The sequence below is a fragment of the Pseudomonas sp. JV414 genome, assembly GCF_032424305.1.
Taxonomy (GTDB): domain Bacteria; phylum Pseudomonadota; class Gammaproteobacteria; order Pseudomonadales; family Pseudomonadaceae; genus Aquipseudomonas; species Aquipseudomonas lini.
Map to the genome: position 1 here is coordinate 80,217 of NZ_VYKC01000022.1, position 13,531 is coordinate 93,747.

General features: G+C 58.0%; 13 protein-coding genes. 8 read left to right on the top strand and 5 right to left on the bottom strand.

What is annotated here, in order from left to right; translation table 11 throughout:
• Positions 1 to 189: 189 nt before the first annotated feature.
• Complete coding sequence (locus F6R97_RS24320; RefSeq protein ID WP_315867215.1) at positions 190 to 648, top strand: REP-associated tyrosine transposase; 459 nt, start codon at positions 190 to 192, stop codon at positions 646 to 648.
• A 124-nt stretch (positions 649 to 772) separates the two neighbouring features.
• On the opposite strand, the gene F6R97_RS24325 is transcribed toward F6R97_RS24320, so the two are convergent.
• Complete coding sequence (locus F6R97_RS24325; protein WP_050683319.1) at positions 773 to 1,381, bottom strand: TetR/AcrR family transcriptional regulator; 609 nt, start codon at positions 1,379 to 1,381, stop codon at positions 773 to 775.
• Positions 1,382 to 1,515: 134 nt separating this feature from the next.
• On the opposite strand from F6R97_RS24325, the gene F6R97_RS24330 reads away from it, so the two are divergent.
• Positions 1,516 to 2,430, top strand: a complete 915-nt coding sequence (locus F6R97_RS24330) for a DUF808 domain-containing protein (protein ID WP_038979667.1) — start codon at positions 1,516 to 1,518, stop codon at positions 2,428 to 2,430.
• 186 nt (positions 2,431 to 2,616) lie between these two features.
• Here F6R97_RS24330 and F6R97_RS24335 read toward each other — a convergent pair whose 3' ends face one another.
• Positions 2,617 to 3,405 (bottom strand): VacJ family lipoprotein, encoded by a 789-nt coding sequence (locus F6R97_RS24335; protein ID WP_038979669.1) that lies wholly within the window; start codon positions 3,403 to 3,405, stop codon positions 2,617 to 2,619.
• Complete coding sequence (locus F6R97_RS24340) at positions 3,398 to 4,696, bottom strand: serine/threonine protein kinase (RefSeq protein ID WP_038979671.1); 1,299 nt, start codon at positions 4,694 to 4,696, stop codon at positions 3,398 to 3,400. Before F6R97_RS24340 ends, F6R97_RS24335 begins: the two co-directional genes overlap by 8 nt.
• Positions 4,697 to 4,919: 223 nt before the next feature.
• Between F6R97_RS24340 and F6R97_RS24345 the strand changes: the two genes are divergently transcribed.
• Positions 4,920 to 5,291, top strand: coding sequence for a hypothetical protein (locus F6R97_RS24345; RefSeq protein ID WP_038979673.1), 372 nt, complete (start codon positions 4,920 to 4,922; stop codon positions 5,289 to 5,291).
• Between the two features lie 93 nt (positions 5,292 to 5,384).
• On the opposite strand, the gene F6R97_RS24350 is transcribed toward F6R97_RS24345, so the two are convergent.
• Complete coding sequence (locus F6R97_RS24350; RefSeq protein WP_048394500.1) at positions 5,385 to 6,980, bottom strand: beta (1-6) glucans synthase; 1,596 nt, start codon at positions 6,978 to 6,980, stop codon at positions 5,385 to 5,387.
• A 286-nt stretch (positions 6,981 to 7,266) separates the two neighbouring features.
• Here F6R97_RS24350 and F6R97_RS24355 point away from each other — a divergent pair, with 286 nt between their 5' ends.
• The 3 genes from F6R97_RS24355 (at position 7,267) to F6R97_RS24365 (ending at position 10,290) form a co-directional block, all read left to right on the top strand.
• Positions 7,267 to 8,118 (top strand): glycine betaine ABC transporter substrate-binding protein, encoded by an 852-nt coding sequence (locus F6R97_RS24355; RefSeq protein ID WP_038979674.1) that lies wholly within the window; start codon positions 7,267 to 7,269, stop codon positions 8,116 to 8,118.
• 205 nt (positions 8,119 to 8,323) lie between these two features.
• Positions 8,324 to 8,635 carry a DUF485 domain-containing protein gene (locus F6R97_RS24360; RefSeq protein WP_038979676.1) on the top strand — a complete coding sequence of 104 codons (312 nt, stop codon included), beginning with the start codon at positions 8,324 to 8,326 and terminating at the stop codon, positions 8,633 to 8,635.
• Positions 8,632 to 10,290 carry a cation acetate symporter gene (locus F6R97_RS24365; RefSeq protein WP_038979678.1) on the top strand — a complete coding sequence of 553 codons (1,659 nt, stop codon included), beginning with the start codon at positions 8,632 to 8,634 and terminating at the stop codon, positions 10,288 to 10,290. Before F6R97_RS24360 ends, F6R97_RS24365 begins: the two co-directional genes overlap by 4 nt.
• A gap of 850 nt (positions 10,291 to 11,140) precedes the next feature.
• On the opposite strand, the gene gltA is transcribed toward F6R97_RS24365, so the two are convergent.
• Positions 11,141 to 12,430, bottom strand: coding sequence for a citrate synthase (gene gltA / locus F6R97_RS24370; RefSeq protein ID WP_007898998.1), 1,290 nt, complete (start codon positions 12,428 to 12,430; stop codon positions 11,141 to 11,143).
• 363 nt (positions 12,431 to 12,793) lie between these two features.
• Here gltA and sdhC point away from each other — a divergent pair, with 363 nt between their 5' ends.
• Both sdhC and sdhD read left to right on the top strand, forming a co-directional pair.
• On the top strand, positions 12,794 to 13,168 hold the full coding sequence (gene sdhC, locus F6R97_RS24375; protein ID WP_038979680.1) for a succinate dehydrogenase, cytochrome b556 subunit: 375 nt from the start codon (positions 12,794 to 12,796) through the stop codon (positions 13,166 to 13,168).
• A complete protein-coding gene (gene sdhD, locus F6R97_RS24380; protein WP_008071469.1) occupies positions 13,162 to 13,530 on the top strand; it encodes a succinate dehydrogenase, hydrophobic membrane anchor protein in 369 nt (122 codons plus the stop codon). Before sdhC ends, sdhD begins: the two co-directional genes overlap by 7 nt.
• Position 13,531: the final 1 nt, after the last annotated feature.

The window sequence follows — 13,531 nt, forward strand, 5'->3', positions numbered from 1 at the left end:
GAACACAAAATTTGTGAACAGCCTCGATCCTTGTAGGTGGACACAAAATTTTTGAATACCTTCGATCCTTGTGGGAGCGGGCTTGCCCGCGATGGCGGCCTCATGGACACATCTGGATAACGGACTGTCGCGATCTATGGGCCGCTGACGTCTAGTCTTCTGATGAATCCATCATGAAGGGGCAACGGATTGCCTGATCTTCCTGCTTCACATCGCCTACGAACGGGGCGCTATGCCGAACCCAATCGAATCTACTTACTGACTACCAATACACTTGATCGCGAGCCGGTATTTGCGGATTTCGCATTGGGAAGATTGGTCGTTCATCAATTTCGCCAAGCACAAAACACAGGATTAGTGAACTCACTGGCATGGGTCGTTATGCCTGATCACTTCCATTGGCTGGTCAAATTGGAGAAGTGTTCGCTCAGTAATCTGATGCGTCAAACCAAGTCACTGATTACGCGGGAGGTGAATCTTTCCAGTAACAGGAATGGACCACTTTGGCAGCAGGGCTATCACGACCGGGCATTGAGGCGAGAAGAAGACTTGGTGAAAATGGCACGGTATGTAGTGGCCAATCCATTGCGGGCAGGTCTTGTAGAGCGGCTTGGCGACTATCCGTTGTGGGATGCTATCTGGCTTTAAGACTTCAGATCGAGTCGCCTTCATCGCGGTCTACCGGTCCCACAAGGATTGAGGGTGTTCACATATTTTGTGTACACCACCGAACCTGTGGGAGCGGGCTTGCCCGCGATTGGGGTCACTCGGTCTACCGGTCCAACTCACACCCCTTAAGCACCAACCGGATAATCGTCTGCGCCGCCGCTTCATAGTCGACCTCATCCAGCTTGGCCTTGCCGGTAACCGCAGAGATCTGCCAGTCGAAGTCGGCGTAGGTCTGGGTTGCGGCCCAGATGCTGAACATCAGGTGGTTGGGGTCGATCGGGGCGATCTGGCCGCGGTCGATCCAGGTCTGGATGCAGTCGATGTTGTGCCTGGCCTGGCCGTTGAGCTGCTCGACCAGGTCGGGGCTCAGGTGCGGGGCGCCGTGCATGATTTCGCTGGCGAACACCTTGGAGGCGAAGGGCAGGTCACGGGAGATGCGGATTTTCGAGCGAATGTAGCCGCTCAGCACTTCGCTGGGCACGCCGTCGGCGTTGAACGGCGTCGAGGCCTGCAGGATCGGCTCGATAATGCTTTCCAGGACCTCGCGGTAGAGATTTTCCTTGGATTTGAAGTAGTAGTAGACGTTAGGCTTGGGCAGCCCGGCCTTGGCCGCGATGTCACTGGTTTTGGTCGCAGCGAAGCCCTTGTCGGCAAATTCTTCACTGGCGGCACGCAGGATCAGTTCTTTGTTGCGCTCGCGGATGGTGCTCATAAACCAAGGAGTTCCTTGCCTGTTCTGGCGGTTGCGCATGGTAGCACCGGCCTCGCGCGGCGCTCAAGAATGCCCCGAGTAGCCTCGGGTCGCGCTATGCTGCGCACCATTCATTCAAGAAGGAAACCTGATTCATGGCAGGAAGCAGTTTGCTGGTGCTGATCGACGACATCGCCACCGTACTGGACGATGTGGCGTTGATGACCAAAATGGCCGCGAAGAAAACCGCCGGCGTGCTTGGCGACGATCTGGCGCTCAACGCCCAGCAGGTTTCCGGGGTGCGTGCCGAGCGGGAAATCCCGGTGGTATGGGCGGTAGCCAAGGGCTCGTTCCTCAACAAGCTGATCCTGGTACCGTCGGCGTTGGCCATTAGTGCGTTCATTCCGTGGCTGGTCACGCCATTGTTGATGGTCGGTGGCGCTTACCTGTGCTTTGAAGGTTTCGAGAAACTCGCGCACAAATTCCTGCACAGCAAAGCTGAAGATCAGGCCGAACACGCAGAGCTGGTCGAGGCCGTGGCCAACCCGGCGGTCGATCTGGTGGCGTTCGAGAAGGACAAGATCAAAGGTGCGATCCGTACCGACTTCATCCTCTCGGCGGAAATCATCGCCATCACCCTGGGCACCGTGGCTGAGGCCTCGCTGACCCAGCAAGTGATCGTGCTCTCGGGCATCGCCATCGTCATGACCATCGGCGTCTACGGCCTGGTGGCCGGCATCGTCAAACTCGACGACCTCGGTCAGTGGCTGGCCCTGAAGCCCGGCCAGATGGCCAAAAGCATCGGCGGCGGGATTCTGCGTGCGGCACCGTACATGATGAAAAGCCTGTCGGTGATCGGTACCGCGGCGATGTTTTTGGTCGGCGGCGGGATTTTGACCCACGGCGTGCCGGTGATTCATCACTGGATCGAGAGTGTCAGCGCGGGTGCTGGTGGGGCTGGGTTTATCGTACCGACGTTGCTGAATGCGGTGGCCGGGATTGTGGCGGGTGCGGCGGTGTTGGTTGGGGTGATGCTCGTGAGCAAAATCTGGAAAACAGTCAAAGGCTGACGCTTGGCAACACGGTCAACTGTGGGAGCGGGCTTGCTCGCGAAGAGGCCAGCACATCCAATATCAATGTTGACTGACACACCGCTTTCGCGAGCAAGCCCGCTCCCACAGTGGATTGTGGTGTGGCAAGAATATAAAAAAGGCCATTCGACGCAAATCGAATGGCCTTTTTTGTTGCCGTCGGAATTACTCGGCGACCTGCAGCTTGCGTGACTCGGTGTACACGTAACGCACTTTTTCGTACTCGAACGGCGTGTTCAGCTGGCCGTAGCGGAAGCTGTTCTGATAGCGCTTGTCGATGACGCGCAGTGCCAAGACTTCCGGGTGGTTGGAGCTGACCTCGGCAACGTTCAGGAAGTTGATTGCCGATTCGGCCGTGTAATCGACCGCCAGGCCCGCGGTGTCACGCAGGTTCGACGGACCGAGGATCGGCAGCACGAAGTAGGCGCCGCCCGGTACGCCGTAGAAACCCAGGGTCTGGCCGAAGTCTTCGCTCTGGCGCGGCAGCCCCATGGAGGAGGCCGGATCCCACAGGCCGGCGACACCGATGGTGGTGTTGAGCAGGAGGCGCGCGGTGGTTTCCATCGAACGCTGCCCCTTGAATTGCAGCAGGCTGTTCATCAGGTTCGGTACATCGCCGACGTTGTTGAAGAAGTTACTGACGCCGGTGCGCAGGAAGCTTGGGGTGATGTAGCGATAGCCGTTGACCACGGGCAGGAACACCCATTGGTCGAAACGGTAGTTGAAGTGGTAGACGCGGCGGTTCCACTCTTCCAGCGGGTCGTAGACATTCAGCGCGTTGAGCGTCGAGCGTTCGAACTCACGCTGATCCAGCCCCGGGTTGAATTTGAGTTTGCTCAGCGGTTCCTTGAAGCCGTCACTATCGACCACCACAGGTGCATTGGCTTTGCTGTTGTCGGCGTTGGCGACGCCAGCACAGAGTAACGCTGCGATCAGCAGGGGGTATTTAGCCACGGAAAAACTCCAGCATGGCGTCGCTGTTGACGCGATAGTTGAGGTTGCCGCAGTGGCCGCCCAATGGATAAACAGTCAAACGGTCGCCGAAGGTCCTGCGCAGGAACCCCAGGTCGCCCGGGCCGAGGATCACGTCGTCGGCGTTGTGCATGACGGCGATTTTCGGGCTGTCGTGCAGGTAGTCCTTGAGTGCATACAGGCTGACCTGATCGATCAGTTGCAGCAGGCTGCCGCCGTCGGTGCGGGCGCGCCACATCGGAATGACCTGTTCGGTCAGGTAGCAGTCGAAGTCGCATTGCAGCGCACGTTTGAGGAACGGCGTGAGGGTGGTGCCTTCGGTGATCGGGTATTTCGGTGGCGTGATCAGGCCCCGGCGGTTGATCAGGTCCGAAGTAAAGGCAATGTCGGCCGCCGAGAAACGGAACGAAGTGCCAATCAGCATGGCCATCTGTTCGTTGCTCAAGTGCTGCTTGGACTGCTGGAAGTCATAGAGCAGGGCATCGTTGAGGTCGATGTAGCCCTTCTGCTGGAAGTAACGGGTCAGTTTGTCCAGCACCAGCTCATAAAAGGTGGTGCTGTTGTTGATGCCCTTCACCTCTGTTTGAACCAGCTTGTCCAGGTTGGTGATCGAGGTGTAAAGGTTGACCGGCGGGTTGAGCAACAAGACTTTCTTGAAATTGAAGCTGCGACGGGTTTCATCCAGGTGCGCCACAAAGGCCGCATCCAGAGCGCCGAGGCTGTAGCCGCTCAGAAAATAGTCGGTGACCGGCAGTTTCGGGTTTTGCGCCCGCACGGCCTGCATCACCCGGTACATGTCTTCGGCATCTTCCTTGGTCACGCCGGGGGTGGCGAAACGCGAAGCGGCGGTCATGAAGTCGAAGCTGGTCGGCGACGACAGCTGCACCACGTGATAGCCGGCTTTGTAGTAGAGCTTTTTCAGGTACTCGTTGAGGGTGCTGTCATAGCGTGCACCCGTGCCGGAGATCAGGAAGATCAACGGTGCCGCTTGATCTTGCGTGGCGATGCGGTAGGTGAGCTTCTTTACCGGCCAGAAGTTGTCCGGCAGGCTGAACTCACGCTCAGGGCGCAACGTGACGCTGCGATCCTCCTGATTGATGTCGTCGTCCAGCGGCAATTCCGGGCGTAACTCCGGCGGTGTCGTGGCGATGGTCGCCTCGAACGGGTTGGTCAGGGGGTAGCCGTAACTGGCGGCATCAATGTCGGCCGCCAGTGCGGACGCACTTAAAAACAAGCCGCCAAACAGGGCGGCGCAGCGCAAGGAACGGAGCATGACTAGATCCCTTAGAGGAAGGTGCCGGATGAAGTTCGCAGGCTATGACCACAGGATTTGCGCCAAAGTGCCATGATGGGCACCAAACAGGCCTGATTTCGGAGCAACGGTAGCTGGACGATACACTTTGCAGCTATTTCATGAACAGTTATCTGTTGATGTCACTTGCTTACGGCGGGCGGGGGATTAAGCTGGCCGCCGATTTCGTTTATTGGAGTGCTTCATGTCCCGCCGTCTGCCCGTAATCCTGTTGCTCGTTCTTCTGCCATTGTGGTTGGCCGCCAGTTATGGCGCGCGTTATGGCTTCATGGAGGATGCTCAATGGGTCGGCATTTGCGTTGATGAGGCCAGTCGCTGGGAATGCCAGATTCGGTCGAACCTGGGCCTGATGATTCATTTCAAGGTGCTGGGCTGGGCAGCAGTGGCTGCCGCCGTGATTGGTTTTGTGCTGCCGGGGCGAGCGGGGTGGTGGCTGGCGGTGCTGGCGCTGGTGTTCGGGTTTCCGGCGCTGGCGTTGTACAACACTACGTTGGCGGTGTTTGCGGTGGTGATTGCCGCTTTGCGTCTGGTCCGGGCTTCTCGCAGCGCTCAATAAAAAAGATCGCAGCCTTCGGCAGCTCCTACAGGGGATATGCGTTTCCCTGTAGGAGCTGCCGAAGGCTGCGATCTTTTGATCTTGCTGTGTTGATCAGCCCTTGCGAGCCCGCAAGCTGCGCCACAACGCCGCCACCATCAGCACACTCACCAGCGCCCAACCCCAAGCCTGCTGGTTCTGCAAACCTTCTTGATACAGCTGTGGCGCAATGCCGGCGCCGATAATGAAGGTCAGCAGGGCAATTTCCCGACGCGGCACACTGACCGGACGGCACAGGTACACCAGCGCCGGCAGGATGAACGCGACACTCGGGAAGCTGCGATAACGCGGGTCGAACACCAGCTCCAGCATCATCACCGCCGCGGCAAAACCTGCCGCTGCCAGCCACCAGCCGGCACGACGTTCCAATGCATTGAAGGCGCGTTCACGCCAGCCGGTGCGGGCGCTCAAGGTCAGCGCGGCATGCGCCAGCACCAACAAATTCAACCCCGTCAGCAAGGCGACCCACAGCCATTCACTGGCAAACCGGGTGGTGACACGGGCCAGATCGCCCCAGGCCCCAATCGAACAGGCCGCCAACGCGCCGAGCAGTGGCAGCACCAACGCCGCGCGGGTACTGCGAACGCGACCACCGAGAATCAGCGTGCCGATGAAGATCAAGCCACCCACCGCCAGCCATTGCGACCAGTACGGCACGTTCGAGACCGGCCCGGCGAGTACGCCCTTATCCTGGCGATCGGCGTCGAACAGTCCCCAATAACCGCCAACCGCACCTTCACTGGCGCGTTTCCACGGTTGGTCGAAGGCTTCGATCAGGTTGTAATGCCAGCCTTGCTGCTCGGCCATGATCACAAAGCTGCGAATGAACTTGGCTTCATTGACCCGGCTCGGCAGGGCGGTTTCGCGCTGACGGCCTTCGCTCGGCCAGCCGGTTTCGCCAATCATCACGTCTTTGGGTGCAAATTTGTTGCCGAACACCTGACGCACTTCGGCCACATGCTGCAGCGCGGCGTCGATGTTCGACGGATCGTCTTCCCAGTACGGCAGCAAGTGGATGGTCAGGAAGTCCACAGCCGGAGCGATTTCCGGGTGCTTGAGCCAGAACTCCCAGACGTCGGCGTAGGTCACCGGTTGCTTGACCTGGCTTTTGACTTTGTTAATCAGTGTCGCCAACTGTGCGCCGGTGACTTCCTTGCGCAGCAGGGTTTCGTTGCCTACGATCACCGAGGTCACGACATCGGCGTTGGCATTGGCCGAGGCGATCAGCAGGTCGACTTCCTTGGCGGTATCTACCGGGTTGCTGTTGACCCAGGCGCCGATCATCAGCTTCAAGCCGTGCTTGCGTGCCAGATCGGGCAGCGCCTCGAGGCCGGTCATGGAGTAAGTGCGGATGCATTCGAACCGGGTCGCCAGCAGCGCGAGGTCGGCGTCCATGCGCTCGGGGCGCAGTTTGAACGGCACATCGAACGGCGATTGGTCTTTGTCGAACGGGGTGTAGGAGGCGCATTGCAGCTTGTGCGTCGCGCTGGCCACGTCTGGCAGGATCACCGGTTTGCCGAGTCCATACCAGAAGCCGCCGAGGGCAAAAATCCCCAGCAGGCAGGCGAATAAATAAGCAAAAAAAGGAAAGCGGGATGTCGCGGGCATGGTCAGGCCGTCTGGGAGCAAAGCTGCGCATGTTACCTGTATTTGTCCCGCGCTTGGTGGCCTGCATAATCTTGACATGCAAAGTTCGGGCGGGGTGGCGGATGGATTTGCGACGGTTGCAATTAATGGCCTTCTGATGTCGTTTCTCGATGCCTTGAGGTCGCTGGCAGAGCAGGTCGTCGTGGGCGTCAGGTTGATCATCCAATCGTCAGTACTCCGCTGATGTTTGAACGAGTTTGCAGTGAGGCGTGATGGGGGCGCTGTGCACCATAACAATACGTTGAGCGGCTCGGCATCCGTCGAGCGCAGCACTTTCGGGGAAGTAACGATGAAGATGCGACGACTCTTGGGCGCAGGTGCCGCTTTGGTGCTGGCGATCAGTTCTACGATGGCCAGCGCTGAAGGCAAGGCAGTGACGATCGGTTATGTAGACGGCTGGTCGGACAGTGTCGCCACGACCAACGTGGCTGCCGAGGTGATCCGGCAGAAGCTCGGTTATGACGTGAAGCTGCAAGCCGTTGCCACCGGGATCATGTGGCAGGGTGTGGCCACTGGCAAACTCGACGCCATGCTGTCGGCGTGGTTGCCCGTGACTCACGGGGAATACTGGACCAAGAACAAGGATCAGGTCGTCGATTACGGCCCGAACTTCAAGGACGCGAAAATCGGCCTGATCGTACCGGAGTACGTCAAGGCCAAGTCTATCGAGGATCTGAAAACCGACGACAGCTTCAAAAACCGTATCGTCGGCATCGACGCCGGTTCAGGCGTGATGCTCAAGACCGATCAGGCCATCAAGGATTACGGCCTGGACAACTACACCCTCAAGGCCAGTTCTGGCGCCGGTATGATTGCCGAATTGACCCGTGCCGAGAAGAAAAACGAATCCATTGCCGTCACCGGTTGGGTGCCGCACTGGATGTTCGCCAAGTGGAAACTGCGTTTCCTGGAAGATCCGAAAGGCGTTTACGGTGCGGCTGAAACCGTGAACAGCATTGGCAGCAAAGGCCTGGACGCCAAAGCGCCGGAAGTTGCGAAGTTCCTGAAGAACTTCCAGTGGGCGTCGAAAGACGAAATCGGCGAGGTCATGTTGGCGATTCAGGAGGGCGCCAAGCCTGAAGCCGCCGCGAAGGATTGGGTGGCCAAACACCCGGATCGCGTTGCCGCCTGGATCAAATGATTTGATCTGAAGCGTCTAGTCAGTACCTCTCAAGGCCCCTTGGCATTAATGCCAAGGGGCCTTTTGCTTTTTGATGTGTTTATTGAATGCTGAAAAATGGCGACTCTGTCATGTCGTTCTAATACTAAGGTCGTCTGGAACCTGTCCGGCAGCCGCATAGAGTGGATACCGTTCTAACTAAATCTGTGCTGCGAGGATAAAAACAATGAACGACAGCATTTACCTCTCGATTCAAAACAGCTCGCGCTTCAAGGAGCTGGTCAGCAAGAGAGAACGATTCGCCTGGATTCTTTCAGCGATCATGCTTGGGCTGTACTCCGGATTCATCCTTTTGATTGCTTACGGGCCGCATATCCTGGGCGCGAAAATCAGCCCCGAATCCTCAATTACCTGGGGCATTCCGATCGGTGTCGGGCTGATCATTTCGGCCTTTATCCTGACGGGCATCTACGTGCGACGCGCCAACGGCGAATTCGACGACTTGAACAATGCGATTCTCAAGGAGGCTCAGCAATGATCCGGCGTCTAATGGCTCTATTGAGCATCGCAGCTTTTGCACCTGGCGCCTGGGCGGCTGAGGCCTTGACCGGTGCAGTGACCAAACAACCCCTGAACGTCGCGGCTATCCTGATGTTTGTGGCGTTCGTCGGCGCGACTTTATATATCACTTACTGGGCTTCCAAGAAAAACAACTCGGCCGCCGACTACTATGCGGCGGGCGGCAAGATCACCGGTTTCCAGAACGGTCTGGCGATTGCCGGTGACTACATGTCCGCGGCGTCCTTCCTGGGTATTTCCGCCCTGGTGTTCACCTCTGGCTACGACGGCCTGATCTACTCGATCGGCTTCCTGGTGGGCTGGCCGATCATTCTGTTCCTGATCGCCGAGCGCCTGCGTAACCTGGGCAAGTACACCTTTGCCGACGTGGCGTCCTACCGCCTCGGGCAAACCCAGATCCGCTCGCTGTCGGCCTGCGGTTCGCTGGTGGTGGTGGCGTTCTACCTGATCGCGCAAATGGTCGGTGCCGGCAAGCTGATTCAGCTGTTGTTCGGTCTCGACTATCACGTTGCGGTAATCCTGGTCGGTATCCTGATGTGCCTGTACGTGCTGTTCGGCGGCATGCTGGCGACTACCTGGGTGCAGATCATCAAGGCGGTGCTGTTGCTGTCCGGTGCCTCGTTCATGGCGCTGATGGTAATGAAGCACGTCAACTTCGACTTCAACGCGTTGTTCTCCGAGGCGATCAAGGTTCACCCTAAGGGTGAGGCAATCATGAGCCCCGGCGGCCTGGTGAAAGATCCGGTCTCGGCGTTCTCCCTTGGTCTGGCGCTGATGTTCGGTACCGCTGGCCTGCCGCACATCCTGATGCGCTTCTTCACCGTGAGTGACGCGAAAGAAGCTCGCAAGAGCGTGTTGTATGCAACCGGCTTCATTGGCTACTTCTACATCCTGACCTTCATCATCGGCTTCGGCGCGATCCTGCTGGTCAGCACCAACCCAGCCTTCAAAGATGCGGCCGGCGCGCTGTTGGGCGGCAACAACATGGCGGCGGTGCACCTGGCCAACGCGGTCGGGGGCAGTATCTTCCTGGGCTTCATCTCGGCGGTGGCGTTCGCGACCATCCTGGCGGTAGTCGCTGGTCTGACCCTGGCCGGTGCTTCGGCGGTGTCCCATGACCTGTATGCCAGTGTGATCAAGAAGGGCAAGGCCAACGAGAAGGACGAGATCCGCGTCTCTAAAATCACCACCATCGCTCTGGCGGTGCTGGCGATCGGCCTGGGCATTCTGTTCGAGAAGCAGAACATCGCGTTCATGGTGGGCTTGGCGTTCTCCATCGCGGCGAGCTGCAACTTCCCGGTGCTGCTGCTTTCCATGTACTGGAAGAAGCTGACGACTCGCGGTGCGATGATTGGCGGCTGGCTGGGTCTGGTCAGTGCTGTTGGCTTGATGGTGTTGGGGCCAACCATTTGGGTGCAGATCCTGGGTCACGAGAAGGCGATCTTCCCGTATGAATACCCAGCGCTGTTCTCCATGGCCATTGCGTTTGTCGGGATCTGGTTCTTCTCGGTCACTGACAAGTCGGCTGAGGGTGTGAACGAGCGTGCGCTGTTCTTCCCGCAGTTTGTTCGTTCGCAGACCGGGTTGGGGGCGAGTGGGGCGGTTTCGCACTAAGGCTTTGAGTTTCTATATATAAGCTGAGCTACACAAAATGCCCCGGTCGAGAGATTGGGGCATTTTTTATTGGGCGGTTATCGCCCCTTGTAGAAGCGAGGCTTGCCCGCGAAGGCGGCCTGATAGCCGACCTGTTTCTTGCAGATGTACACCGATCAAATGTGGGGGCAGGCTTGCCTGCGATGGCGGTCTGATAACCGACCGGGATTTTTGATGGTGTACATATCCGTTTCTTCGGTAGCGGCGGCTATTGGTTTCGCTTTTACAGCGAGTCACTTTCGAAAAGCGCGAAAGTAACCAAAGCGCTTTTGCCCCTCCATTCGGTGCCTCGCCCAGGCTCGGCATGCCCTCACTCCGGCATTGCTCCGGGGGGCCGCCGCCATCGGCCATCCATGGCCGGGGGCGGCTACCGCGGCATCCTTGCCGCGGTGCCCCCTACGCAATACCTGCGTTCGGCCTCTGGGAAAGGGGCGGCAGATCAAGATCACGATCACGATCAAAATCAAAAGCCGAAGCAACGGCAACGACAAGATCAAAAGCTTCGCGAGCAGGCTCGCTCCCACAGGGGATGATGTGCATCTGCAAGAGATTGGTCGGCTGACAGGTCGCCATCGCAGGCAAGCCAGCTCCCACAATGGATCGGCGTACGACAGCGCTTTTCCAAAGTGACCCGCTGTAAGAGCGGAACCGCCAGCAGCCGTTACCGCAGAAAAGGATATGTACCCGACCAACGAGCCCGGTCGGCCCTCAGGCCGCCGCGTCATTCAAACGTCAGGCACAAACAAAAACGGCCCCTATCTAAATAGAGGCCGTTTCCGGTACAGCTTAAGACGTTATCGCAAGACAGGTCTTATTCGCGGTCTTCCAGCTTGGTGATATCACGCGACTCATAGCCGGTGTACAACTGGCGCGGGCGGCCGATCTTGTACGGGCTGGAGAGCATTTCTTTCCAGTGGGAGATCCAGCCGACAGTCCGCGCCAGGGCGAAGATCACGGTGAACATGCTGGTTGGAATGCCGATCGCCTTGAGGATGATCCCCGAGTAGAAGTCGACGTTCGGGTACAGCGAGCGTTCGATGAAGTACGGATCGGTCAGGGCGATCTCTTCCAGGCGCATGGCCAGTTCGAGTTGCGGATCGTTGGTGATGCCCAGCTCTTTCAGTACTTCGTCACAGGTCTGCTTCATGACGGTAGCGCGCGGGTCACGGTTTTTGTAAACCCGGTGACCGAAGCCCATCAATTTGAACGGATCGTTCTTGTCCTTGGCCTTGGCGATGTACTTGTCGATGTTCGAAACATCGCCAATCTCGTCAAGCATGGTCAGAACGGCTTCGTTCGCACCGCCGTGGGCAGGGCCCCACAGTGCAGCGATACCGGCGGCGATACAGGCGAACGGGTTGGCACCCGACGAACCGGCCAGACGTACGGTAGAAGTCGATGCGTTTTGCTCGTGGTCGGCATGGAGGATGAAGATCCGGTCCATGGCCTTGGCGAGTACCGGGCTGATCGGTTTGATCTCGCACGGGGTGTTGAACATCATGTGCAGGAAGTTTTCCGCGTACGACAGGTCGTTGCGCGGGTACATCATGGGTTGGCCCATGGAGTACTTGTAAACCATTGCAGCCAGGGTCGGCATCTTGGCAACCAGGCGGATCGCGGAGATTTCGCGATGCTGCGGGTTATTGATGTCGAGGGAGTCGTGGTAGAAGGCCGAGAGGGCGCCCACTACGCCGCACATGACGGCCATCGGGTGGGCGTCGCGACGGAAGCCGTTGAAGAAGGTCTTCAACTGCTCGTGAACCATGGTGTGGTTCTTCACGGTGCCGACGAACTGGGCCTTCTGTTCTGCGGTCGGCAACTCGCCGTTGAGCAGCAGATAGCAGGTTTCCAGGTAGTCCGACTTTTCAGCCAGCTGTTCGATCGGGTAGCCGCGGTGCAGCAGAATGCCGTTGTCGCCGTCGATATAGGTGATCTTCGACTCGCAGGAGGCAGTCGACATGAAACCAGGGTCAAAGGTGAAACGGCCCGTGGCCGTCAGGCCCCGAACGTCGATAACATCGGGACCAACGGTGCCGGTTAAAATGGGCAGCTCGACGGGGGCTGCGCCCTCGATGATCAACTGCGCTTTTTTGTCAGCCATGTGGCCTCCTATTTATGCTTGAAATCATCAGACAGACCCCCCACGCAGGGCCCGCACCACTATAGTGAGATAAATTCGAATGTCAATTTGCCTAAAGTCTTGCTCCAGAAGGCTTTAACCGGACTTTTTCCTCGAAATTGACTGCCATTTACGCCTTTTATCTCACTTGTGCAATCAGCTATTAGGGGAAGGTGAACGCGTTGTCATTAGTAGCCTAACTGTCTATACTCGGCCACCGACCGCCAGGGGCTTTTGGGCCTGCTTTATTGGGGGTCGCATCCCTGGGTGGTGGTTACCTGACCAGTGCACTCCCCAACAACTTTGCCCTGATTGTTAGGGGCTCTTCAGTGTGAAAAAAAAGCCGTGAAAAGCCAACGACCTGTAAACCTAGACCTAAGGACCATCAAACTCCCCATCACCGGCGTTACGTCGTTTCTTCACCGTGTTTCCGGCATCATCCTCTTCCTGGGCCTTGGCTTCATGCTGTATGCATTGGGCAAGTCTCTGGGTTCCGAGGAAGGTTTTGCCGAGGTGAAGGCATGCTTGACCAGTCCGCTGGCCAAGTTCGTAGCATGGGGCCTCCTGTCCTCTCTTTTGTATCACCTGGTAGCCGGTGTGCGCCATTTGATCATGGACATGGGCATCGGTGAGACGCTGGAAGGCGGCCGCCTGGGCTCGAAAATTATCATCGCCGTTTCCGTGGTGTTGATCGTTCTGGCAGGAGTTTGGATATGGTAACCAGCGTTACGAACCTTTCGCGTTCGGGCCTCTATGACTGGATGGCACAGCGTGTGTCTGCGGTCGTTCTCGCGGCTTATTTCATCTTCCTGATCGGATACCTCGTTGCGAATCCAGGCATTGGCTACGACCAATGGCATGCCCTGTTCGCCCACAACGGGATGCGTATCTTCAGTCTGCTGGCCCTTGTAGCCCTGGGCGCTCACGCCTGGGTCGGCATGTGGACCATCGCGACTGACTACCTGACGCCGATGGCGCTGGGCAAGTCCGCGACTGCAGTACGTTTCCTTTTCCAGGCAGTATGCGGCGTTGCGATGTTCGCTTACTTCGTCTGGGGTGTGCAGATTCTCTGGGGTATCTGAT